This is a genomic window from Faecalicatena orotica (genome assembly GCF_905197545.1).
GTDB classification, from domain to species: Bacteria; Bacillota; Clostridia; order Lachnospirales; family Lachnospiraceae; genus Faecalicatena_A; species Faecalicatena_A orotica.
Genome location: NZ_CAJJZH010000004.1, coordinates 417616 through 440811, shown reverse-complemented (window position 1 = coordinate 440811; position 23196 = coordinate 417616). Strand labels below are relative to the sequence as shown.

Sequence of the window (23196 nt, the reverse complement as noted above, 5' to 3'; positions counted from 1 at the left end):
CCTAACCTCAACTTACAAGAACCGGTCATATTTTTTCAGTTTTCCTTCTATTCCGCTGCAAAGCTCCTGTCACGCACCCGCCTCGTTCAGAAGTCTCAGGAACTCTTTCGGCATGGGAATTACAATCTGGAGCATGAAGATCCCGTTTTCAATGTCCGCGCACATCGTACCGCCGTATTTATCGGTAAGATGTCTCATACTCTTCATCCCGAACCCGTGGTTCTCACGCTTTCTCACCTTCGTAGAAACCGGCAGCCCGTCCTGAAACTTTAGTTCGCCCTCCATGTAGTTGTTTGTCTGTATGCACAAAAATCCACCCTTCGCAGATATGTTGAGGCTGACAACTCTTTTATCTGTATCCTCATATTTGCTGACACATTCGATTGCATTATCTAAAGCATTCCCAAGAAGGGCATAGATATCCAGTGTATTCATGAAATCCAGAGGTTTTGCATCGACAATGCACGTCAGCCGGATCTTATGTTTTTCACAGTACAGGCTCTTCTCGGACAGGATTGTATTCACAACTTCATTACTCGTCTTTACTACCGAATCGTAAAACATAATAGACTCTTCTACTTCTTCGATATACTTTCTGCGTTCTTCTTCTTTCGTGTCCTTCAGTCCCTGCAGCTGGTGCTTCAGATCATGGCATTTCTGGTTAATGATATCAATATTCTCCTTTGAAAGCGCATACTGTTTCTGCCGTTCATAGAGGAGCTGCCTGACTACTTCCTTCTCCTTGTTCAGGGCGCTGATCCGGTAGACACTGTACTGGACAACCAGTACCAGAATACAGTTAAATACATCCGTAAGAGCCCCCCGGTAATTCACCCCTGCAGGATAATCCTCCCCACGAAACAGGTTTTGCCCCATGAATGCAGATACAATAAGCATGATAAGCATCAGCGCAAAGTAGAAAATGGTAGAAGGTTTGTCTTCATAAATAATTCCTTCCAGATCTTTTAACCTTGATGCAAAAATTTTTGCTAAGAGCCAGTACCATGCCGCGCAGGTAACAATGCATACCAGTGCATAGAGTATAAGATGGTCCGGCAGCCCGGGCCAGATCCCCATTGCAAGTATCTCATTCACGACAACATATTCAATGTGCTGTGCCGAATAACTTGATATTCCCAGGAACATAAGATCACTTATCGTGATTTCATAAGTCAGCCTTACGAGTATCAGACTCAGAAACAGCAGGAATATGTACCATGATACATGCAGGGTATAGATTAACATCTTGATGTCTGTGGACACCGCCAGTTTCTGGATCGGTACAAAGCTGACTGCAGTCAGAATAAGGAGAAGGCTTCCTGCCAGATTAATCCTTCCGTGGTCCTTCTTCCTCTTTGCGAAATGAAACGTAAATAGTTGTTCTGCTACAAGCAATTCTATGATAAAACGCAGTTCTTCAAAAACATCCAAAGCACTCATTAATCCATCCCTCCTACATATCTGGTAAATGCCATCATGAATTCCGTCTTCTTGTTTCTGCTGATCTGCAGTTCATCACCGGCTACTTTCACCAGATTCCCCGTGATCGACTCTACATACTTCAGATTTACCAGATAACAATGGTTACTTCTGACAAAATGATATTCCGCGAGCAGTTCGTCCATTTCTTTTAGTACGCCCCGGACGGTATAGTTCCCTGACACGGTATGGTACACGAGATAATGCCGTATGACCTCGACATAGTAAATATCCCCCAGTGAAATATGTACGACCGAATCCGGCGTATTCAATACAAGACGTTTCTCCTCATTACGTTTCACATAGCGCAGGGCCTTTGCCAGCTTCATTGCAAAATCCGGATAGGAGACAGGCTTGACTATAAAATCTACTGCTTCTACCTCGTAGCCATTGATTGCATACTGCGCCATGTTAGTGATAAACATTAAAACGACCCTTGCGTCCATCTTCCTGAGTTCCCGGGCAGTTTCGATACCATTTAGCCCCGGCATCTCGATGTCCATCAGGACCAGGTCGTAATCTTTCGTATACTTTGTCAGAAAATCATTCGGATGATGGAATACGGACACCTGGACCGGCATCTGCCTTTCCTCTGCAAACCGACTGATATAGTCTGACAGCAGCTCTGTCATTTTCTTTTCATCATCCACAACCGCCAGTTTCATTCCCTTCCCTCCAGTACGTCAAATCGAGGGTATATCCGGCCGCGTTATGCCGCGCACCGGACATGCCCTCAATTATTTATCATCTATTATCCGCAGATTCCATATCTTATTATTTAGAAAGATCCTGAATTTCTGCATTTGACTGCTTTTTCTTTAAGAGTCGTCCTGTCGTGATGACCACTACACACAGTACGATAATTCCTGCTGCAACATCCAGTGCCACAAGCAGCTTCATCCAGAGCGGCATAACGGACACAATCCTGCTTCCTGCCGAAAGGCCATTCATGGCATTGCTGTTTGCCACTGCATATGCGATATGTCCGGACGCTTTCTGCATATTACCTATAACCGTTGGTGTCATCTCGGCATCGGAGAGCTTCCACAGGCCGGCATCCGTATTCAGCCACAGGTCAGTCCCCGCTTCAAGTCCCTCCCTTAAATCTTCATAAGCAAATACGTCAAATGATGCCTGATCCGTTACAACGAATCCCTTGAATCCCCATTCCTCCCTCAGTGTAGAGGTCATAAGCCCGTAATGGCCGCCCGACCATCTTGCACCGAGACGGTTCATAGATGCCATCATCCCCAGTGCATCTGCATCGCGGACAGCAATCTCAAACGGCCGTAGGTACAGTTCCCTGACAGACTGCTCATTCGCAAACATGGCCCCGCCGGTTCTGTTGCACTCCTGATCGTTTAATGCAAAATGTTTAACAGTAACGATCACGCCTTTTGACTGCGCACCTTCCACTGTCTTGGCCGCCATCTTTCCCGACAGGAAGCCGTCCTCGGAATAGTATTCGAAATTACGGCCGCTGAATGGGGATCTGTGGATATTGCAGGCTGGTGCATACCATACCGTTACCCCGAGGCTGATGCTGTCTTCCCCGATGCACCGGCCAAACTCCCCGGCCAGCTCCACATTCCAGGTAGATGCGATCACAATCTCCGGCGGATATGCCGTCCCGCTCTCTCCGCCTACTAAGGCGCTGGATATCCCCGCTGTCCCGTCCTTGTCTGTCGTTGCCGGAAGCTGTATCGAATCAATCTGCTGCGTAGCGTAGCCCCCGATCCTGACGAGGCTGTCCAGTTCGCTGACGCTCATCTGACGGATCAGAGTATCCCATGCACTGTCTTCCGGGTCCAGATCCATTAAGGCCGCTGTGTTCAGCCTGCCTAGTTCTTCATCAACTGTATCTGTTACAGGTTCCGTCGCATCCTCATCCTCTGTATAGGAAATTTCCAGGTCTGCCAAAAGTCCGTCCGGTGCCTCCCATGTACCATCTTTATATGTCTCCGGCCATGTGCCGTCCCAGTCGCTACGGCTGAGATACTGATAATCCGGATCATAATAACGGATATCAGTGCTCTCAAACTGATTCGTAATCTCATTTCCCGTTGCCGCTGAGCTGGCATATGTCTCTGTATCAAGCTCCTTTACTGTAACCTCCGCTGCAAAATCAGCATTTCCGTCTTTATCCATTCCGTCTGCTGTGCTCTTTCCCTTTGCAGCGAGAATGTTATTTAATGCATTGTGAGAATCCGTACCTGCCGCGAAATAGTAGCTTCCCGCATCCACAATATACGTTCCTGCACCCTTTGCATCATACGCTTTCATAAGTTCTTTCGGAACGCTGACAGTCACCGTTTCCCCTGCTCCCGCTTCCAGTAAGGATGTCTTTGCGAACCCTGCCAGTTCTGCCGCAGCCTTCTCTATCCCGTTTTCTTTATCATATTCTGTGTAAGGGGACTGCATATAAATCTGGACAATATCCTTTCCTGCCACATCACCTGTATTTTTCACTTTTACGGAAATCTCGTAAGTATCCTCCTGTTCTTCCATCTCGAAATCTGACCATTCAAAGTCAGTATATGAAAGTCCATATCCAAACGGATACTGCACGGATGCCGTATAATCATAGGCCTTGGGATCTTCATTACCCAGAACCACATCCTCGTATCTTGTCTCGTAATAGAGATATCCTACATAGATCCCCTCTCCATATACGAGATACTTGTCTCCACGGTCCACGCTGCTGTTCGCAATCGTGTAATCCCCAAAATTAGCCATGCCCGGAGCGCTCGTTGTGTCATAGGCATAAGTGTCTACCAGTGCGCCTGACGGATTTACCGCGCCTGTCAGCACATCTGCCACAGCATAGGAACCTGTCTGGCCCAATGCACCGGCCCAGAGAACCGCATCGACATCGTATTCTTCCAGTACGCCTAATTCCATAGGATTCGATGTATTGAGCACTACGATTACCTTCTCAAAGTTGTCTGCCGCCATCTGAAGCATATCCCTCTCATTGCCGTCCAGCTGGAGGTAATGATATCCTGTGTCCATTGCTTTTGCGGAATGGTCGGATACCTCGCTTCCCGTGCGTCCGATCATGACAACCGCCGCATCGGCAAACTCTGCAAAGCTTCCCTTCACTTCCTCTGTGTAAACATCTGCCGGGACCTCATTGACCGTAAATGCCCCGACTCCGTAAACATCAGGCTGTGTCTTCCTGTAATCCTTTCCGGCACCCGTGTCATAGAAATCCCACAGGGTGTCATTCAGTGTCAGCCCCCTGTCGGTAAAGGCATCCTTAATGTTAACTGCCACAGATGTATCAATCGTGCTGGCTCCTCCGCCCCCGTAAACCGGGTCCACGCTGTCCTGTCCGAACAGGCTGATCTTCGCACCGTCCCCAAGCGGAAGCGCCCCATCCTGGTTCCTAAGAAGCACGATTCCTTCTGCCTCAAGCTGTGTTCCCAGTTCCTCCAGATGAGCCTTACGCTCTTCTTTGCTGTCAAAATCACTGACAAAGTGTTCTGTCTCCTCACTCTCCGACGATACTACCTTCTGTGTCGGCTGATTAAAATATACAGATATCAGGTTCTGATATTTCAATGCATATGAATTGCCGATAACCAGCCCGATAATGACAGCCGCACATACAATGTAACTAACTGCTGCCGTTACTTTTGAGATTGGTTTTTTTCCCTTCATCTCTTTTTCCTCCCTGTCTTATAATTCACGGAAAGAATATCACAAAAAAATGAAGGTGTTTTCATTCTGGCACATCTTGTATATCTGCTGGCATATCTTGTTCGAAGTCTCTTATCAGCCCACTTCCACTACGCCGTCTTCTTTCACCGTAATAGTCATGTCATCCTTCACATACTCTAAAAATGCTTCTCCCAGTGAATCCACCACCGGCATCGTTACATCATTCAGCCACACGTCCGCCAGGATTGCCCCGGCCCCGGCCAGTGAGTCGATCGGTTCGGAAAACAGCATACACGCCGGCTGCCGTTTCATGGAACAGGCACAGTAAAGAACAAGCCCTCCTGTAGTGGAACCGATGGTTCTCGGCAGGCAGAGTGCCCTGCCCGCCATCTGTTTCCCGTATAAGTCTGTGTTGTTCTGGTCCCCACAGGTTGCCTTCTTATCGCCAAACTGCAGTGCTTTTTGGAAAGACGCCAGTGTATTGAGTCCTTCATGGCTCACAAGCGCCTGTGCAGTCATATTCCCCGGGGTCACAACCCTTCCCTGAAAACTCTTCATCATATCTTACCTCCTTGTTCACCTGGTGATCTGTTCCAGAATTTCCTCATCCGTATAGTATCTCGCACTCGTATAGGTACGGAGCTTATTGCTGGAAGTTATGACAGGCATACTCGTACTCAAAGGATTATTCATATACATAAGGGGGCAGATGTAAGATAAGATTACCCCCGTCTTTTTCAGCCGCGCCGCATAAGGCGTCTCTTCAAACTTTTTCAGTACCGCCGGGGCAGCCGTAAATACGGTAGGAATCACGACTTTTTCATTGCCGGCTTCTTTTAAGCCCCGCTCCACCTTTTCGGTCCAGTTAACAAGCTGGTTCAGACTCATGTGCGGACACCCCATGAAGCACAGCTTTGGCTTTGCCTCTTTGTTTTTCCAGATGACCGGATAGCTGTCATAGACCCTTTTCAGTTCCGCATCGTCGATGACATATACATTCGGATTCTCTTTCAGCAGTGCCTTCTTTTGCTGCACTGCCTCCGGGGTGATTCCCTCCACATGGTACAGCCCCACTGCGCCGTTGGAAGCCGTGGCCGCCCCAAAATCCTTCAGGTATGTCCTTGCATCTTCGTCCAGTTCCCCGAGCCACTTGTCAAGCCCGACAATATAGGGGACATCCTCCATAACCTTCATGCCGACGGCAGAGCCTAACAGTTGTGCCTCCGGTTTCTCTGTCGTCTTGATTTCAATAATCCAGTCCGCCCTGCGGCCTTCATCCGTCAGCAGCCCAAAATAGGGCACGTACCCTACCACGGATCCCATCAGGTCGATAATACCCGAATTACGGTTGCATCTGGCTCCCAGTACGGAATTCGCATATACGACTGCCGAGGACTCTGACCAGGATAGAACGTCTCCCGGCTTCGGTGCATTTCCTACCTCGTCCATATAGCAGGTACACGTAAAGGCGTCCCTTTCAAGCAGCCCCAGCTTCCCTAATTGGTCCTCATAGAAATCCTGTTTACTGTACATAAAGTGGTTGAAAACAATATTCTGTATGAAAGAGCTTGGTACATTCTTGTCTAACGGCCTCGGGTCTGCGGTGAATTTCTGTGAGGACACACACCCTGCATCAATCAGTTTCTCCATCAGGTCATATACAGGACCCAGCGCCTTCAGTCCGAAGGAGGTAACCAGATGGTTGTATTCACTGGTAATCGGGACCATCCTGTCTGCCCCGAACAATTCCCCGTAACGGATCATGGTCTCCATAACCTTTGCCATAACCTCGCCTTTGCTGCCGTTTAAGATTGCTTCCTGCTCCTTCGACAGTTTCATTTTATACTTTATCATCGTATCCGGCCTCCCATCATATTTTCATTGCCGTCTCGTACGCGCCCCAGATCACTGACCTGAGATTGCCTACATTCTTACAGTCACCTACCAGATATGCCCCTTTCTTATCCAACGGATCTGGTATATATCCCGCAGAGCTAATGACCGAATCACATGCGATCTCTATGTCTTTTCCATCCTTGGTCCGGCAGATTACAGAACCTTCCTTTACCTCTTTCAAGGTCGTCTCCAGATAAACCGGGACCTTGTGGAGTGCGAACCATTCACGCAAATAAGAACTGTTGGCAAGACAGACACCTGTCTGGGAGATCAGGTCATCCTTCATCTCCACAATGACCGGGTTCTTTCCCATCAATGCCAGTTCATATGCGATCTCGCTTCCGGTCAGCCCCCCGCCGATCACAGCCACCGTGTCACCTGCTTCTGCTCCGTTTAAGAAGTCACATGCCTCGATCATACGCTCATAACCGGGCACATTTTTCAGAAGCCTCGGAACAGAACCCGTGGCAATAATAACAGGGCCGTCCTTAAACGTTTCCGTATCTGTGACTTTGTGGTTCAGATTCACTTTTACACCCAGTACCTCCATCTGGCGTCTGTACCATGCAAGCAGGCTTCTAAGCTTCTCTTTATAGGATTCTGCACTTGCCGGAATAAAAGTTCCCCCAAGGACACTGTTTTTTTCATAAATAACCGGGTCATGCCCCCTGAGTTTTAATACCCTTGCCGCTTCCATGCCTCCGATACCGCCGCCGATAATGGATACTGTCTGGGGCTTTGATGCCTTATGAATATAGTGTTTATCCCACTGCATCGTCTCTGCATTAACCGCGCATCTTGACAAATGCAGGCTGTCGGAAAGTTCCTGGTCATTTGCAACGCCCTTGTAATGGCACATGTTAAAGCACCCGTTATGGCATAAAATACAGGGTCGGATGTCCTCTTCCCTGCCTTCCTTCATCTTTGTAACCCACTCCTGGTCCGCCAGAAACTGCCGCGCAAACCCTGCACCGTCGATTTTCCCTGCGGAAATGGATTCGGCCGCAGTGTATGGTTCCATCCGGCCCGCACATACAACGGGGATATCCACAAACTGCCTGATGTGCTCTACATCCTCCAGATTACAGTTCTCAGGCATATAGATCGGCGGATGTGCCCAATACCATGCGTCATATGTACCATTATCACAGTTCAGCATATCATAGCCAGCATCCTGAAGATATTTCACAGCCTTTTCGGACTCTTCCATATCCCTTCCTGCTTCTACGAAATCTTCGCCCGGCAGGGCCCCTTCCCTGAATCCCTTTGTCATGGAACGGACACTGTATCTTAAGGATACCGGGAAATCTTTTCCACATTCTTTCTTAATGGCCTGCACAATCTCCACCGGAAAACGGTAACGGTTTTCGAAGGAGCCGCCATACTCGTCCGTGCGGTGGTTCACATATTTGAGGGTAAACTGGTCCAGCAGATAGCCCTCATGTACCGCATGGATCTCGATGCCGTCCACGCCGGCATCCTGAAGCAGCCTTGCACATTTCGCAAAAGCTTCTACATATTCATGGATTTCCTCCACAGTCAGCTCTCTTGACGGCACCTTATCAGACCACCGGTTCGGTGAAGGGCTGGCTGTCGCCGTAATCTTATCCAGATCCATAAACGGTTTGGAGACTACTCTTAAAAACTTATTTGTGTAAAGAGTCTCCATCAGTCCGCTGATCGTAAAAGAGCGTCCGAAGCCCGCCGTCAGCTGGATAAACAGCTTTGCCCCCGTCTTATGGAATTCCGGGAGCCATGCTTTTAAATCCTCATACATCTTTTTGTTCTTATAAAGCCACTGCCCGAACATCGGGTTGTAGACCGGCTGGCACCCCGGCAGCACCAGTCCGGCGTTATTCTTTGCCACCTCCATGATAAAGCGGGCCCCGTCTTTGTCAAAATGGTTCTTCTCCATCCATCCTAAGAGATTCGTCCCTCCCATAGAAGTTAAAACAATGCGGTTCTTAATCTCACAGTTTCCGATACGCCACGGCGTAAATAAAGGTTCAAGCCTTGGATCCATCCTCATTCCTCCTCTTCCTGTGCATTCCTTTTCTGGTATGAAGCTGCATGCTTCGTGTTATGTCTATTGTAACATACACAGTCAGTATCTGCACGCCTATAAGAACAAGATTCCCTATGACTGCCTGCAGCCACCGTGTCCATATCAGCTGTTCCTGCCAGAATTCCTGATGCCTCGAAAGCTGCCTTACCGCATCCGCCTTCTCCCTCCATAAGTTTTCGTAAAATTCAAAGTCTGACCAGTAAGTAGGGAGATACTCTCTCCCTAATCCTGAAAAACGTATTCCCATGATTAGAATCAGGACAGCAAATACCCCTCCGGTTACCAGAAACAATATTTTAACTGGCCGGCTGGCAGAAAAACCGATTAAAAAGCAGATCATGAACCATGTCACCGCCAGATTCAGGGCAAACAGAATATACGCGGATGAGAAGTAGAACTGTCCGTCAATCACTTCATCCGCGTTTCCAAAATACATTTCCAGTGTTTTGATGCTGTTCTTAACAGACTGCTTTGACGATGCTCTGCAGACCGCGATCCCGTCAAAGGCAGCCCCTTTATCTGCCGGGATGGCGCAGACCATCCTGCCGCCTGACAGGATTCCTGCAACCTGATATTTTTTCCCGTCCAGTTCCACAATATTTCCCACAGCATCTTCTGTCCCAAATAAACACTGTGCCGCTTTCTGGTCCAGCAGGCAGGCATCCTCCTCATCCTGAAAGAAATACCGGCCAAGGCACAGCGTCACCCCAAACACTGCCTCCGGCTGTCCTTTGATACGATAGCACTTTAACTGCTCTCTTCTTCCTGTGTTCTTTGCTGCTGCCGCTGCCTCACCGTCTGATTTCCACACGGCGGCCAAAGAAAACTCTTCTTTACTGCTGCTTTCCATAAAGGCATCGAATGCCCCTTCCGAAATAGTTCCCTCCCGGAAGCGCATACTCAGGTGTTCAGAAAACTCCTCCTGTACAGACATGCGGCTGAACAGCCAAAGATCCACCAACAGTAGAAGTGCTGCCAATATCAGATAACATATTAGTTTTCGTTTTCCTTTATCCGTACCTGATCACCCTCCTCTACATATTTGTCAGAAGATACTATGATTTGGCTGTCTCTTTTAAGACCGCCTTCAACTGCCGCCTTCTCACCGTCTTTTTTTATCACGTTTACATTCACCTTTTTTGCTGCCTGAACAGTTCCAAGCATGCCGGTTTCTTCTGAAAGGACCAGGCAGTAGTAGCCAGATGCACCCTCCCGGAGCGCTGACTGGGGAATGATCTGGTCAAACTCTTCCTCGGTTTCTATCTCTGTCTTCCAGATAAAAGTTTCATTGTATGCCGCTACCATACCGTCCGGAAGGGAAGCAGACCAAAAAGTAACCTCTGCGGCCGGATCGCCTCCGGCGTCTGCATTGCCAGTTTGGCCGGAAAGGATTCCCGTGTTCTCCCCGTCTCTGTCCTGCGCAACTGACTCAATCTCTACTTTATATTTCTCTGATGAAGAAGTTTCAATTTCCACCTGAAGTCCTGCTTCCAGTACCTCTTTCTCCTCTGTACCGGCAGTCCCCTGAAGGCGCCATCCGCTGTTTCCAACCGTCAGTACTTCTGTCCCTGTGGAAATACTCCCTTCCTGCACGCCTGATTTCAGTATCACACAAGTTTTTTCTGCATAGATTTTACCGTCGGCAGCCTGATATTCCTGCAGCTTTTTCAGTTCTTCCTCTGCCTGTCTGATCTGGATGTCCAGATCTTTTATCCCCAATTCAGCAGCCTCCCTGGCATTTGCATCGTTTTCTTCCTGTGCCGCATCCTGCTGGCAGGCTAAATCATAAGCATTCTGGGCATCTGTCACCGCCTGTTCCAAAGACGCTGCTTCCGCCTGAGTACTTTGCACTTCCTGATATAGCTGCTGTTTCAATTCTTCGGATTCCTCCGAATCATAGGCATACTGGGCGTCTGCTTCCTTCTGCCATGCCTGTGCGAGACGGTCTTCGGCAGACTTAAGGGCAAGCGCTGCACTTGCAGAAGCCGGTACCCTCTGTGTCTCCCTCGTGGAAATAAGCTGCTGTTCGCGCCTAAGCTTAAGCTGCTCGACCTCACTTTGTTTCTGCTCAATAGTCTTTAAGAGATACTCCCCGCGAAACTGTACAAGGCATTCGCCCCTCTTCACAGTACTCCCTTCCTTTGCGGCTTTTTCTACCTGCTGGCCCGGCCAGAGGAAAATCTGCTCTTCTTTCTCAGGCACAATCTTCCCGCTCCCCGTGTAGGAATAGGTGAGCCGTCCCCTTCTTACTTTGTCCACGTTCACCTGTGCAACCATCAAAGATGCCGCCGCCCTTGCAATAATAGTACATACCGCCATTGCGATAAAAAATCCGGCCAGAATGCGAACCGCAAGTTTTTTCTTTTTATCCATATTCTGTCTACCCCTTTAGCCCTGATGCAGCAATCCCCTGTTCCAGATAATCCTGTCCAAAGAAGAACAAAAGAAGTGCCGGCACCAGCATAATCATAGAAGCTACAAACGCAAGAGAAGCATTTTTCTCCATAATCTGCGGCAGATACAGTGACATTGGCCAATACGCCGCTGTCTTTAAATACGTCATGGGCTGCTCAATCGCGTTCCAGCTCTCCAGAAATCCTAAGATGAGGATTGCAAAGATCCCCGCCTTTCCCAATGGCAGTCCTATAGACAGGAAAATCCTGAACTCGTCCGCCCCGTCCACCTTCGCCGTTTCAATGATCTCTCTCGGAACTGCTGCAAAGGTTTTCCTTAAAATGAAGACCGGAAGTGTGGAAAACATTCCCGGCAGGATGATTGCTGCAAACGTATCCATCAGATGTATTTTGTTTAAAACCAGATATCCGGAAACCATCGTCACCTGAAACGGCAGGATCATCAGAAGCATATAAAGAAACCACAGCACATTCTTTCCCGGGAACCTGAAATTGGCAAATGCCCATGCGGCCGGGACTGCCACAAGAAACTGCCCCAGCAGGATTCCCCCCGTCTGTATGCAGGAATTCCAGAAAGACGTAAAAAACTCCGGTGAATCCAGAAGGATCTGCACGTATGCACGAAGCGTTGGATATGCAGGAAAGAACCTGAATCCCGCCATCCCTTTCATCCCTGACAGAACTGCACCACACACTTCCTTGAGCTCTCCGCTTCCCATAAACGAATAGGATACGATCAGGAGCAGCGGCGATACCATGATAACCAGTACAAAAAACAGGAACAGACCTGTCACACCTTCAAATAACTGCCTCTTCTTCCTTCTTGCACCCCCGCTATTTCTTTTGCTCTTCCTTTTTCTCCCGGCAGTTCTTCCAAAATTCCTCACCGCTTAAGATCCCTCCTATCAACAGCACCAGCATCACCGCTGCGGCTGTCATTTTCTGGATATCCAGACTGGTAAACCAGTTGTTAAACAAATGCTGCAGCATATAGATGCTTTTGTCCGGATAATCCCCTGAGAGCAGGTATGCTTCACGAAAGACACGGAACGCATTGATAAAAGAAAGAAGTCCCGTTACAAATATCGTCTCTGCCAGCTGGGGCAGGGTGATATAGCGAAAAAGAGCCCACCGCCCTGCACCCTGTACCTTAGCCGCATCATACTGCTCCTTCGGTATTGCACTTAACCCTGCCAGCCACAGCACCATGTCATATCCAAGATTCTTCCACACGTAACAGGCAATCAGCACCCAGAAAGCATTGTCTGAAGAGAGCCAGTCCGCCCCTTTCCCTCCAAACTGCCTGAGGAACAGGTTCAGCCAGCCGTGCCGGTCGAATATCATTTTAAAGCAGACTGCCACAGATGCCACCGGCAGTGCCATCGGAAGCAGGAACCCTGTCTTCATAAGTTTCTGGTATGTTTTGCTCTGTTGGACGAATACCGCAATACTAAGGGACAATGTAAGAAGCAGCGGGATACAGACCAGCATAAACTTCGCTGTATTGCCTGCCGCCCTTTGGAAAGCTTCGTTTTGAAGCACAGTCCGGTAATTCCCAAACCCTACAAACACGTGTCCGGATGCCTGTAAAAAGGAGCGCCGGAAGACATCCAGAAAGGGAAGGAAGACGAACCCTCCCACTCCCAAAAGACTTGGGAGCAGGAACAGGTATGCCGTCCGGTATTCCGTCTTCTTACTCTGCGAGATAGGTATCCGCCTTCTGCGCAATGGTCTCAACTGCTTCATCCACATCGATACTGCCCTCCAGATATTTTTCCGCGTTCTCCTGATAAATGCCCCATACGGCACGGTCCTGTATCAGAGGTTTGGTCAGTGTCCGGCTCATGTCAAGCAGGCCCCGAAGTTCTTCCTCCGTCACTGCATATCCAAATGCAATAAACTCCATTTCTCCATCTTCTGTTTCAAATCTCCATCCACTGCTAAGTGAATTCATATATGTACTATCAAGTTCTTCCTTCAGGCCGTCCATTGAATCTGCCAGAACCGGAAGTCCCTCTTTCTGCTGCACCGACTGTACCTCTTCGGACAGCAGGAATTTTAGGAATTCCTCTGCCAAATCCTTCTGGGTGCTGTTCTGGTTCACTCCCACGATACCGACCGGATGATACAGATTCTGGATGGATACCGGGGACAGGCTTAGCTCACGCATAATTCCATAAGGGAAGGTCATGCCGGGCACGCTGGAAATCTCCGCGGTTTCTGCTGTATCCGGATGCTTTATAATCCCAAATTCTGCCCAACTGGTGAATATCCCCGCGGAATCCTTGTACTTCTCTGTAATATCGTTTCGTTCTTCGAATTCTTTTGTCCCGGCATTTTCACAGATTTTTTCTTCCAGTTCAAGGAGTGTCCTTAGCTTCTTCTGATCGACTTTACCGTTTGTTTTCACAATCTCTTCGTGATATAGCTGAAAGAGAAGATCTCTGATGTACCAGTGGTCAGGAAAGCTAAAAACAGTTGCATCAGGCTCTTTGTCCAGATAACGTTCCAAAGAATCAATTGACTCTAATGCATCCCGGACTTCCGGGCTTCCATACATAATTGGAATCCTGAATTTTATTGGCAGGGCATAAATCCTGCCATCCTTCTGCGCCGTATTTTCTAAAATGTTATCCAGATAGGAATCTTCGGCTGTCAATTCCTTCGTGAAGTCTGTCAGGTCCGCCAGTGTCCCTTTTTCTATATAGGCATCCAGGGGCAGGCCATCCATAAGCAGCACATCTGCGCCGTTTCCACTGAGCAGTTCCGTATTCAGTGTCCGGATATCATCTGAAGTCACTTCGCTGTCCTCTTTGCCTGATGTATGGAAATCTACCCTGACATCCGGGTTCTTCCTCTGGAATTCCTGAATCCCCTGACGAACCGTATCATTGTCCGACAAGCCAAACACAGTCAGTGTCTTTTCCGGTACTGCTGAGATATCCGGATCATAAACATAATGCTTCAGGTTATAATCATAGTCCTTATTCTGCCCGTAAAGCACATAGAAATCGTCATCATTTCCCATGATTACGGAACCGGCCCTGTATTTGGGCTGTCCCATCATTCCCATGCCGCCGTCCATCATAATTTCCGTCATATCACTGCCAATCTGGCAGCGGCTGATTCCTTTTTCGGAGACAGCATACCAATTGCTGCCATCACTGCATAATGCAGGCCATTCACCCTTTTCAAATGTTAATTTACCTTTTGTTTCAAGGCTTTTGGCATCATATATCTTGCAGATGCCATCCTCTGCCTGGACTGCTATACTTCCGTCCTTTCCTTTTGCAAGCCTTCCATAACCGGAAAATGCATCGCCGTAATAAGCAGAATCCACCTCCATAATAGTTTCCAGTGTATCCGGTGAGATGACCACGGCCTTCAAATTATTCAGATCGTTCAGCCAGTAGTTTCCTTCTTTGTCTATCACCATATTTTGAACCATCATGTACTGGTTTCCCGATTTCTCTGTCACATAAGGGATTTCGAGAATCTCTCCCGCACTTCCTACTTTCCCGCGGCATATAATGTCCGGGGTCCCCGCAGTGCCCTGCATGATTACCACCTGTGTGCCATCATCAGACTCCTGTACATCCCGCACCTTGCCGATCGTCGGCATTCCTTCATCGTGCAGTCTGCTGAACCAGTCAAGGTCAGTCTCTTCCCATTTTCCATCCACATATTCGTACCGGGCGATTTCCGCCCTCAGGTAGTTGCTTGCAAACAACAGCGGATTGCCATCCTTTGACTGTAAAAAACTTATGAATTGCTCCTGTCCCTCCTTCACCGGGAATTCTATGTCCTTTTCAACATACCGCCCTTTTCCGGAGGACTTCTTTTTACCATCGCCCTTACAGCCCGTAAGCCCCCCGGCTGCCAATGATAAAATCAACAAAAATACAATTGTATATTTCCACATATTTTTCATAACACCCCTCCTTACATTCTTTATTATCTATCATACAGAAACTATCTCAAAAAATCTTGAAAGCCAGATTCTTTTTTTAAAGATTTTTTTGAGATTTATCTGCTATAATGTTTTTATTACAGGACGAGGGGGACTAATTATGCACATTTTGATCATAGAAGACGACAAAGAACTCTGCGATGCCCTTAGGCTTCAGCTAAAAGCCAGAAACCATTCTTCTGACTGCTGCCATAAGGGAAGTGATGCTTTATACCATGCCCTGAACGGCTCGTACGAACTGATCCTGCTGGACAGGATGCTTCCTGAGATTGACGGGCTGTCCATCCTGCGCGCCATACGCCAGAACCATATCACGGTCCCGGTAATCCTGACTACCGCGTTAGATACTGTAAACGACCGGATCGACGGGCTGGACTGCGGTGCCGATGATTATCTGGTCAAACCTTATGCGATTGAAGAACTGATGGCGCGAATCCGCGCTCTTTCCCGACGCCCGGCCATCCTTTCCGAGCATCAGGACCTTGCTTTTAGCGATCTTTCTTTTACACCGGATACCCGGATTCTGAAGTGCAACGGGCTGGAACTGCGGCTCTCCGGCCGGGCTGCCCTGCTGATGGAATACTTTTTACGCAATCCCGAAAAGACACTGACAAGGGAACAGATATTCCTGCGGATCTGGGGCGCGGATACTGCAGTAGAAGACGGGAATTTAGACACTTATATTTATTTCCTGAGAAAACATCTGAAGACATTGCACAGCGAGACGGTTATATCAACCATGCACGGCCTGGGCTACCGTCTGGAGGGACCACATGTTTCGTGAGTTTAAGAAAAACCTGATATTTTTATATACGTTAAGTACGGGCCTGATTCTGACCCTGATTGTTGTTCTTACGTTTCTTTTTTCACTGGTATCGCTGGAAAACAAACGGCAGTCGCTGTTCCAGAATCATCTGTTTACGCTGACTTCCAGACTGCAGACAGATAATACGGTTACCGATTCCTATCTGGCAGAAATGGAAACGCGAAATGAACTGATTATTTATATCGAAGAAAACGGGACCCCCCTGTTCTTCCCCGGTACGTATGAAACCACCAAGAACCGGGATTTTCTGCTGGAACAGGCTGGCAGACAGGCCGAAAAAGAAGGAATCTATGAGGATTCCCTGCCAGTCTCCTCAAACACGTTACAAAGCTCTGTCTTTCGTACAAAAGGACAGCACCATGATACATGGCTTGGCAATGTGCTGGTTATCCGCACAGATTCCGGTTATAAAAAGCTAATCCTCTTATCCGATGAAAGCGGGGAACATTTCCGCATCCTGATTATGGGGCTTTTGTTTCTGTTGGCAGACTGCATTGGAGTCTTCCTGCTCTATCTGGCCGGAAGGCGTTTTGTCCGCCGTGCCTCAGCACCCTTGGAGGAAAGTTATCAGAAACAGCAGGACTTTGTGTCAGCGGCCTCCCATGAATTACGCTCCCCGCTTGCCGTCATTCAGGCAAATGCTGCAGCCATTACGGATGCCCCCCTAGAAATGCCGCGGCTATTGTCCGTCATACAAAAAGAGTGTGACCGGGGCAGTTCCCTGGTTAAGAATCTTTTGCTTCTTGCGAATATGGATTCCAACCACCTGACAATACAGAAAGAAAACGTAGAAATCGACGAATTACTCCTGCATCTTCTGGAGCTGTATGAACCTGTCTTCCATGCAAAGAACAGCAGCCTGCTGCTCGAGCTCCCGGATATGGTCCTGCCCCGGATAAAAGCGGACCCGGCACTCTGCCTGCAGATCTTCACCATCCTGTTGGATAATGCGGCTGCTTACGGGCTTGAAAACAGCAGGTATCCGAAGATTTTACTAAAAGCAGAAACCTTGCAGGGCCGTGTTTCTGTCTCCGTAGTTGATTACGGAGCCGGGATACCGGAAGAAGAAAAAGGCCGTATTTTTGACCGCTTCTACCGTGGCGACAAGTCCCGGAGTAAGAAAGAGCACTTTGGACTGGGTCTCTCTATCGCTTCGGAACTTGCCAGGGTTCAGGGGGCCAGGCTGAAGGTGGAGGATACGGACGGGGGCGGGAGTACCTTTACCGTCGAATTTTATGTATGATATACTGTTTCGCCGTTTAGATATACTGTATTGACATTTTCAAGTGCACGGATATCTTTTGACGCATCTCCGTTTACAATCAGCAGGTCTGCGTACAGACCTTCCTTCACCTGTCCTACCTGGTCTTCCATGCCAAGGACCTTTGCGCCATTCATAGTCCCTGTCTGGATTGCCTCAAGAGGCGTAAGACCATATTCTGTCATATATGCAAGTTCCTTTGCGACAAAGGTATCTGTCCGTCCGGCTGCCGTAATATTATCCGTCCCGGCGCCTACGAGCACCCCAATGTCATAATACTCTTTAAAATGATCTTTATACATATCGGCCGCCGCCTTGCAATAGTAATACTCTCTCGGTTTTTCTTCTATATTTTCGTACTTCTTTTCCAGATTCTCATAAATGACTGTATAGGGGAGGATCGTCGGGGTCCACGCAATTTTCTTACCGGCCATCTCCTGTATCTGTTCCCTCGTAACAAATGTTGCATGTTCAATCGTATCAAATCCGGCCTTGATACACATACCAATGGAAGGCTGTGTCCCGGAGTGCACGGTTATCTTAGCCCCCAGCCTGTGGCATTCCCTGACCGCCGCATCCAGTTCTTCCTGACTGTACTCGCAGAGGTCTGACCGGTGGCTTGTCATGATTTTGATCCATTTGCTGCCATGCTTGATCCGGGTCCTGATTGCCCTTTGAAGTGCGATAATACCGTCAGTCTCTTCCACGCCTTCTCCCAGCCCAAATGAGCTCCCGTGCCCTCCCGTAATGCACAGTGCGCTGCCGCAGTATTCCATCCTCGGAATTTTGAAAAATCCCATTCTGGATGCCTCTTTCATCGTCATGCACACCCCTTCCGGAGAACCTACGTCCCGAAGTGTTGTCACGCCGCGTTTAAATGCATCCTGTGCATACTTTTGGGTGATATATGCCATCATGTAATCATTCTGCACCTGGGGCGCCGGCCTGTATCCCCAATGCCCCAAGTGTGCGTGTAAATCAATCAGCCCCGGAAGCAGCGTACTTCCCGGATATGAAATCACTTCTTCTCCCGGATATGCTGTCTTTACTGCTGAACATGTTCCAATCTTCCCTATTCTCCCGCCCTCATCTATGCGGACAGCGGAATCTTCTAAAACGGTTGCACCGTCTCCGGTCACAATTTTATCTGCTGCAATGATCATACAGAATCCCTCCTGTTTTGTTTCTCAGAATCAGATTTTTCCTTTTTTATACATCCAGAGAGCAAACGCAATTGTTCCGAATGTTCCGACGAGTGATGTCACATAGCTCGGGTTTGGGCCGAGGAAGCTGAATACGCCCTTCTTTACCATGAAACAGAATGAAATCCCGAGCAGTAATGCAACCGGTACGATCTTCGGCTTTGTCATAGCAAACTGTACAAATACGGCTCCGAAGAGTGCGGGCAGCAGATAGTTAAATGCATCCAGCACTCCCTGAGGGAGATAACTCATAATAACGCTGCTGAGGATTGCTCCGACTGCCAGTACGGGCACATTAACAAACACAGACGTACAAATGCCAAGTGTTGAAATGATGGAGCCTTCCGGCGTCCCCTGCTCTACCCCTGCTTCTTTCTGTGCCATAACCGCACAGGGCACACGCATATTCGATGTATTTCCTGCAACAACATTGATGTAAGTTCCCGCCGAACCTACAATCGGGAAATTGGAAATCGGTTCTACAAACCATACAACCCCGATCGCACTTGCGATGGAAAGCCATCCTGTCAGTACTGCCGCCCAGGGGATTTCGATCCCATATACAAGGGCAACAAGAATCGCAGGGATAAAGCAGAAAACAACACAGATATAGTTGCCTATTTTACCGCTTTTATGGATTCCTTTTAAGTAACTGTTCTGATAAATATCCTCTCTTACCTCTTCTGGTTTTAACATATTTTTACCCTTCCTTTCTATTCTACAAAAGTGCCGTGATAATCATTGCCGGGAAAATCGCGATTGTCAGGTTCCATTGTGAAAGCCATTTGATGTTTTTTGTTTTGGCAATGATGCACGCTGCTGCCATGATTGCTGCACCTAACAGACAGGATACGGTTGTCTTATCTATTGCCGTCAGGTAGGTTGCGTTGTTTGCGCCAAGCGCACCAAGCAGGGCTCCTGTTGAAATAACAGGTAATATGGACCTTCCAACTTTTTTTACAATTTTATTCTGGATCTTGTCCATCTTATCAGAAGCAAATGTTCCAAACAGTACCCAGGGAATAGAACCTAAAATCATAACAAGGAGTGCGGCCATGAATCCATTCTCCGTCATCTTATCAACACCGACCTGAATCCCCGTTGCTCCTGCACCAAATCCTGCCGCCATCAGTTCGAACATGGAATTTCCTACAAAGGACAGCCGCATGAATGCCACCGGGCCCCCCATGATTGCCATGACGGCAAACATTCCTGCGAGGCAGGCGATAGACGGTCCGATTGCCGTAATTGCACTTGTTTTGATCGCAGCCTTTAGCTGGCTTTGCTCCAGCCCTATCTCCTGTCCTGTTTTATAGGACTTCTTCCATGTCCTTCCGGCCAGAAACAATAAGAATAACACCGGCAGTCCGCATCCCAGCCACATAAGCGGGCTGTTCAATTGAGTTAAATCCATTGTCTTCATACTTTATTCCTCCTCTTTATCCTTTAATAGTTCTTCTTTTGCTTTTTCAATAAGTTCTGGTTTGTTAAATAAATCCATTCCTGTCATCGCCAGTGCCGTTGCCGCCCTGACTGCAATATCTGCACCTCGTTTTCCCCCGCAGGCTTCTGCAAATGCTTCTGAGTGCGGGATTGCCGGGCTTCCAACTCCAATCATGATCTGGAAGGTCGGGATTCTGTGTGAAATATTCCCGACATCACTGGACCCAAGGCCTTCTGATGCATTTCTTACATCGATTTGTTCCCCCATATCCGCCATATTTTTTTCAGCCAGCTGAAGAAGTACTTCACTATTTTTCAAATTCATGTAAGAAATACCGATCTCCCGGATGTCCACCGTACACCCTGTAGAAAGTGCAGCGCCTCTGGCACAGTTTTTTACACGTTCTACCAGTTCCTCTAATTCCTCCTTCGTCTTCGCCCGGATTCCAAACTGCGCTTCCGTGAGGTCCGGAATCACGTTTGTCACTACACCGCCCTGTTTTATAATCCCGTGGATTCTTGTGTCCGGTTTTACGGTTACGCGCATCCCGTTTACATTGTTGAACATCTGTATCACGGCCTCGACAGCACTGATGCCTTTTTCCGGACAGGCTCCTGCATGGGCTGCCCGGCCGTGGAAGGTAAACGAATAAGCGCTGATTGCAAGCAGAATATCATTGATCACAGTCTTATTACCCGGATGGAACATCATGGCGCAGTCGATATCATCCATGACCCCTGCCTGGTAGAGGAGCTCTTTTCCGCCCCCGCTTCCTTCCTCCGAAGGTGTCCCAAGCACAACGACATTCCCATCATATTCCCCCATAGCTTCCGCAAGCCCTGCGCCTGCCATCACCGCAGAGGTTGCGATAATATTATGTCCGCAGGAATGCCCGTTTGGAAGTGCGTCATATTCGCAGAGAAATCCGACTGTTGGTCCCTGCCCTTTTCCTTTTCTCTCTGCACGAAACGCAGTCTCAAGCCCTGCCACACCCATCTCTACTGTAAACCCATGTTTCTCAAGAAAATCCTTCAATGCAGCACTTGCTTTGTATTCGTGAAATCCCAATTCCGGATTCTCAAAAATGTACTCACAAAGCTCCGTGATTTCCTCTCTGTTCCTCTCAATTACTTCCGTTATTTTCTCTTTCTTATACACGGCTCTGCCTCCTTTCCTCTTCTTCCCTGTAATATTCGGCAATCGGCAGGTGGTCTGCCGGAAGCCCCAGCCTTTTCAATGCGGAATAAATGATAATCTGGTTCACCGAAAATAGCGGCAGCTTTATCAAAGACTTCAATTCCTCTATAATAGGCCGCAGCTTGTAGGTGGGACTGTCGAAAAAGACTGCCTGTGCCCCCCTGAAATCCTCCTTTCTTGCCTTTTCAAGAATCAGGGCGCTGTCAACCTGGTCAATTCGCAGTCTGTCATCACTAGGCTCGTCAAAAATGTTAATAAGATTCATAACTTCAATATCATGGTTACGGAAGAATAACTGCTCCAGAAGCCCTAATTCCACGCCAAATGCCGAAACGATTGCGATCTGCCTGATTCCAAGCGTTTTGAAACATTTCTTTGTCTCAAGAGCAGGCACAATGACCGGACGGCCGCTTCGCTGTTCCAGTATATTTACAATTTCATAGCCCTTTATCGCACTTCCCGTGAGACTGGGTACAATGATGATATCCGGGTCTTTGTCTATAAATTGATCCAATGCACCCGGGAGTGCATCCAAAAACCCCATCAGACCATCGTAGGAGACAAGTTCCAACGGCGCATAAGCCATAACGATTTCCACGTTATCAGGAAATCCGACAGCAAACTCTTCTTCCATCACCGAACTTTTCGTATTCCTGACATTGATCACTCCTACTACATACTTTTTCCTGCTCTTTTCCATATAGTTATTTTTCTCCTGTCTCAAGATATCTGTTGATTTCCTCCGGCTCCATCCCACTTAAACCGAAATATGCAGCAGTCCTCCCTAATTGGTAGAAGGGTGTCTCATTGAGTGACGATGCAATGGCAAGCAGGCCCTCACACAGCGGTGTTTCGATGCCATACTCTTTTGCCAGAGATAAAAGCAGGCTGTTCCCTGCATATGCATCTTCTGTAATATACCGGTGATGGACACTCGTCGGGCCTTCCAGCCCCCTGAATATTTCCAGCTCCGGGTGCCTGTCATATTCCATGAGGGCTTCTATCTGCCCGACAGCCCGGCCCATCTCATAGCCCATTTTTTCCATCACCAGTGCCTTTTCCTCTTCCACGCCACGGATAAGTGACGCAACGGAAGGACAAAGACCGTCCCTGTAGAGGCGGAAATCCTCCATCGTCTCCATCTTGGTGATTCCCAGTATGCTTCCTGCAAGATGGATAGAAGTATTGGGGGAGTTTAATGCCGCTTCAAATACATTCTTCACGGGATGGCACGGGTAAACCTGATTCATTGCTTCGATAAACTTATCATTATCCCGTGCCGGAAATGCCGCCATCCCTTTTTCCTTGTATGGGAATGCACTAATCAGTTTTCCGTCCGGAAGCAAACGGCACGGATAAATATTTCCCTGCATTTCCCCCACTAACACATCCTTGTCCCCTATCTTATTCTTCAGTATGACAGAGGCGCAGTTTCCGGCCGAGAAGCAGACAACTGTCCCGTCTTTCAGATAAGGAACCGCTAAATCCATAAACTCTTCCTGCCGCTGTGCCATAGCTCCGATCAGGATATATTCCGGGTTCTTCATTGCTTCCGCAATATCCGTCGTAATCGTATGTATAACCGCTTTTCCATTGGCCGCATTCCCGGTAACCTCTATGTATCCCCGTTCTTTTATCTCTTCAATTCCGGCCGCATGTTCTTTAACCTCAAACAAAGTAACATCATGTCCTTTGAGAGACAAATCGGCTGCCATCATAATTCCGGTTCCGCCGCCTCCCATTACAGTAATTCTTTTCATGAGCTTCCCTCCTTATATT

At 48.2% G+C, this 23196-nt stretch carries 19 protein-coding genes; 2 read left to right on the top strand and 17 right to left on the bottom strand.

The window, feature by feature from the left end; all coding sequences use genetic code 11:
• Positions 1-69 precede the first annotated feature (69 nt).
• From ABIN22_RS11430 to ABIN22_RS11380, 11 genes are all read right to left on the bottom strand, one after another.
• Positions 70-1440, bottom strand: coding sequence for a GHKL domain-containing protein (locus ABIN22_RS11430; RefSeq protein ID WP_346908722.1), 1371 nt, complete (start codon positions 1438-1440; stop codon positions 70-72).
• Positions 1440-2144: a LytR/AlgR family response regulator transcription factor gene (locus ABIN22_RS11425; protein WP_346908720.1), complete on the bottom strand. Its 705-nt coding sequence runs from the start codon at positions 2142-2144 to the stop codon at positions 1440-1442. Before ABIN22_RS11425 ends, ABIN22_RS11430 begins: the two co-directional genes overlap by 1 nt.
• Before the next feature lie 109 nt (positions 2145-2253).
• Positions 2254-5142: a glycoside hydrolase family 3 protein gene (locus ABIN22_RS11420; protein WP_109731547.1), complete on the bottom strand. Its 2889-nt coding sequence runs from the start codon at positions 5140-5142 to the stop codon at positions 2254-2256.
• A gap of 114 nt (positions 5143-5256) precedes the next feature.
• Positions 5257-5703, bottom strand: coding sequence for an aconitase X swivel domain-containing protein (locus ABIN22_RS11415; protein WP_242996070.1), 447 nt, complete (start codon positions 5701-5703; stop codon positions 5257-5259).
• A 15-nt stretch (positions 5704-5718) separates the two neighbouring features.
• The gene (locus ABIN22_RS11410; RefSeq protein ID WP_346908718.1) at positions 5719-6996 is read right to left on the bottom strand and encodes an aconitase X; all 1278 of its coding nucleotides are present in this window, start codon (positions 6994-6996) and stop codon (positions 5719-5721) included.
• Between the two features lie 16 nt (positions 6997-7012).
• Positions 7013-9061 carry an oxidoreductase gene (locus ABIN22_RS11405; protein ID WP_346908716.1) on the bottom strand — a complete coding sequence of 683 codons (2049 nt, stop codon included), beginning with the start codon at positions 9059-9061 and terminating at the stop codon, positions 7013-7015.
• Positions 9045-10082 (bottom strand): ABC transporter permease, encoded by a 1038-nt coding sequence (locus ABIN22_RS11400; RefSeq protein WP_346908714.1) that lies wholly within the window; start codon positions 10080-10082, stop codon positions 9045-9047. The genes ABIN22_RS11405 and ABIN22_RS11400 overlap by 17 nt, the downstream gene beginning before the upstream one ends.
• A gap of 14 nt (positions 10083-10096) precedes the next feature.
• On the bottom strand, positions 10097-11476 hold the full coding sequence (locus ABIN22_RS11395) for an efflux RND transporter periplasmic adaptor subunit (RefSeq protein ID WP_346908712.1): 1380 nt from the start codon (positions 11474-11476) through the stop codon (positions 10097-10099).
• Positions 11477-11483: 7 nt separating this feature from the next.
• On the bottom strand, positions 11484-12275 hold the full coding sequence (locus ABIN22_RS11390; protein ID WP_109731668.1) for a carbohydrate ABC transporter permease: 792 nt from the start codon (positions 12273-12275) through the stop codon (positions 11484-11486).
• Between the two features lie 76 nt (positions 12276-12351).
• Positions 12352-13263 carry a carbohydrate ABC transporter permease gene (locus tag ABIN22_RS11385; RefSeq protein ID WP_346908710.1) on the bottom strand — a complete coding sequence of 304 codons (912 nt, stop codon included), beginning with the start codon at positions 13261-13263 and terminating at the stop codon, positions 12352-12354.
• Positions 13211-15448, bottom strand: coding sequence for an ABC transporter substrate-binding protein (locus ABIN22_RS11380; RefSeq protein ID WP_346908708.1), 2238 nt, complete (start codon positions 15446-15448; stop codon positions 13211-13213). Before ABIN22_RS11380 ends, ABIN22_RS11385 begins: the two co-directional genes overlap by 53 nt.
• A 139-nt stretch (positions 15449-15587) precedes the next feature.
• Between ABIN22_RS11380 and ABIN22_RS11375 the strand changes: the two genes are divergently transcribed.
• Together ABIN22_RS11375 and ABIN22_RS11370 are read left to right on the top strand one after the other, a co-directional pair.
• A complete protein-coding gene (locus ABIN22_RS11375) occupies positions 15588-16271 on the top strand; it encodes a response regulator transcription factor (protein ID WP_346908706.1) in 684 nt (227 codons plus the stop codon).
• Positions 16261-17556: a sensor histidine kinase gene (locus tag ABIN22_RS11370; protein ID WP_346908704.1), complete on the top strand. Its 1296-nt coding sequence runs from the start codon at positions 16261-16263 to the stop codon at positions 17554-17556. Before ABIN22_RS11375 ends, ABIN22_RS11370 begins: the two co-directional genes overlap by 11 nt.
• Here ABIN22_RS11370 and ABIN22_RS11365 read toward each other — a convergent pair.
• Genes ABIN22_RS11365 through ABIN22_RS11340 form a run of 6 tightly spaced genes read right to left on the bottom strand, consistent with a single transcriptional unit; the run spans position 17547 to position 23177 of the window.
• Positions 17547-18737, bottom strand: a complete 1191-nt coding sequence (locus ABIN22_RS11365; RefSeq protein ID WP_346908702.1) for an amidohydrolase family protein — start codon at positions 18735-18737, stop codon at positions 17547-17549. The two genes, ABIN22_RS11370 and ABIN22_RS11365, sit on opposite strands and share 10 nt — an antisense overlap.
• A 30-nt stretch (positions 18738-18767) precedes the next feature.
• Positions 18768-19472, bottom strand: a complete 705-nt coding sequence (locus ABIN22_RS11360) for a hypothetical protein (protein ID WP_109731539.1) — start codon at positions 19470-19472, stop codon at positions 18768-18770.
• A gap of 22 nt (positions 19473-19494) precedes the next feature.
• Positions 19495-20199 carry a DUF5058 family protein gene (locus ABIN22_RS11355; protein ID WP_346908700.1) on the bottom strand — a complete coding sequence of 235 codons (705 nt, stop codon included), beginning with the start codon at positions 20197-20199 and terminating at the stop codon, positions 19495-19497.
• Positions 20200-20202: 3 nt separating this feature from the next.
• The gene (locus ABIN22_RS11350; protein ID WP_346908698.1) at positions 20203-21378 is read right to left on the bottom strand and encodes a M20 family metallopeptidase; all 1176 of its coding nucleotides are present in this window, start codon (positions 21376-21378) and stop codon (positions 20203-20205) included.
• Positions 21371-22117: a hypothetical protein gene (locus ABIN22_RS11345; protein ID WP_346908696.1), complete on the bottom strand. Its 747-nt coding sequence runs from the start codon at positions 22115-22117 to the stop codon at positions 21371-21373. Before ABIN22_RS11345 ends, ABIN22_RS11350 begins: the two co-directional genes overlap by 8 nt.
• A 4-nt stretch (positions 22118-22121) precedes the next feature.
• Positions 22122-23177 (bottom strand): NAD/NADP octopine/nopaline dehydrogenase family protein, encoded by a 1056-nt coding sequence (locus ABIN22_RS11340; protein WP_346908694.1) that lies wholly within the window; start codon positions 23175-23177, stop codon positions 22122-22124.
• Positions 23178-23196 lie beyond the last annotated feature (19 nt).

Bases quoted from the DNA above. Each gene is read 5' to 3' on its own strand.
- ABIN22_RS11370 (WP_346908704.1), top strand. From the start codon at position 16,261: ATGTTTCGTGAGTTTAAGAAAAACCTGATATTTTTATATACGTTAAGT.
- ABIN22_RS11385 (WP_346908710.1), bottom strand. From the start codon at position 13,263: ATGAAGCAGTTGAGACCATTGCGCAGAAGGCGGATACCTATCTCGCAG.
- ABIN22_RS11420 (WP_109731547.1), bottom strand. From the start codon at position 5,142: ATGAAGGGAAAAAAACCAATCTCAAAAGTAACGGCAGCAGTTAGTTAC.
- ABIN22_RS11405 (WP_346908716.1), bottom strand. From the start codon at position 9,061: ATGGATCCAAGGCTTGAACCTTTATTTACGCCGTGGCGTATCGGAAAC.
- ABIN22_RS11355 (WP_346908700.1), bottom strand. From the start codon at position 20,199: ATGAAGACAATGGATTTAACTCAATTGAACAGCCCGCTTATGTGGCTG.
- ABIN22_RS11340 (WP_346908694.1), bottom strand. From the start codon at position 23,177: ATGAAAAGAATTACTGTAATGGGAGGCGGCGGAACCGGAATTATGATG.
- ABIN22_RS11375 (WP_346908706.1), top strand. From the start codon at position 15,588: ATGCACATTTTGATCATAGAAGACGACAAAGAACTCTGCGATGCCCTT.
- ABIN22_RS11380 (WP_346908708.1), bottom strand. From the start codon at position 15,448: ATGAAAAATATGTGGAAATATACAATTGTATTTTTGTTGATTTTATCA.
- ABIN22_RS11365 (WP_346908702.1), bottom strand. From the start codon at position 18,737: ATGATCATTGCAGCAGATAAAATTGTGACCGGAGACGGTGCAACCGTT.
- ABIN22_RS11425 (WP_346908720.1), bottom strand. From the start codon at position 2,144: ATGAAACTGGCGGTTGTGGATGATGAAAAGAAAATGACAGAGCTGCTG.
- ABIN22_RS11430 (WP_346908722.1), bottom strand. From the start codon at position 1,440: ATGAGTGCTTTGGATGTTTTTGAAGAACTGCGTTTTATCATAGAATTG.
- ABIN22_RS11390 (WP_109731668.1), bottom strand. From the start codon at position 12,275: ATGGTATCGCCGCTGCTCCTGATCGTATCCTATTCGTTTATGGGAAGC.
- ABIN22_RS11410 (WP_346908718.1), bottom strand. From the start codon at position 6,996: ATGATAAAGTATAAAATGAAACTGTCGAAGGAGCAGGAAGCAATCTTA.
- ABIN22_RS11415 (WP_242996070.1), bottom strand. From the start codon at position 5,703: ATGATGAAGAGTTTTCAGGGAAGGGTTGTGACCCCGGGGAATATGACT.
- ABIN22_RS11345 (WP_346908696.1), bottom strand. From the start codon at position 22,117: ATGGAAAAGAGCAGGAAAAAGTATGTAGTAGGAGTGATCAATGTCAGG.
- ABIN22_RS11395 (WP_346908712.1), bottom strand. From the start codon at position 11,476: ATGGATAAAAAGAAAAAACTTGCGGTTCGCATTCTGGCCGGATTTTTT.
- ABIN22_RS11360 (WP_109731539.1), bottom strand. From the start codon at position 19,472: ATGTTAAAACCAGAAGAGGTAAGAGAGGATATTTATCAGAACAGTTAC.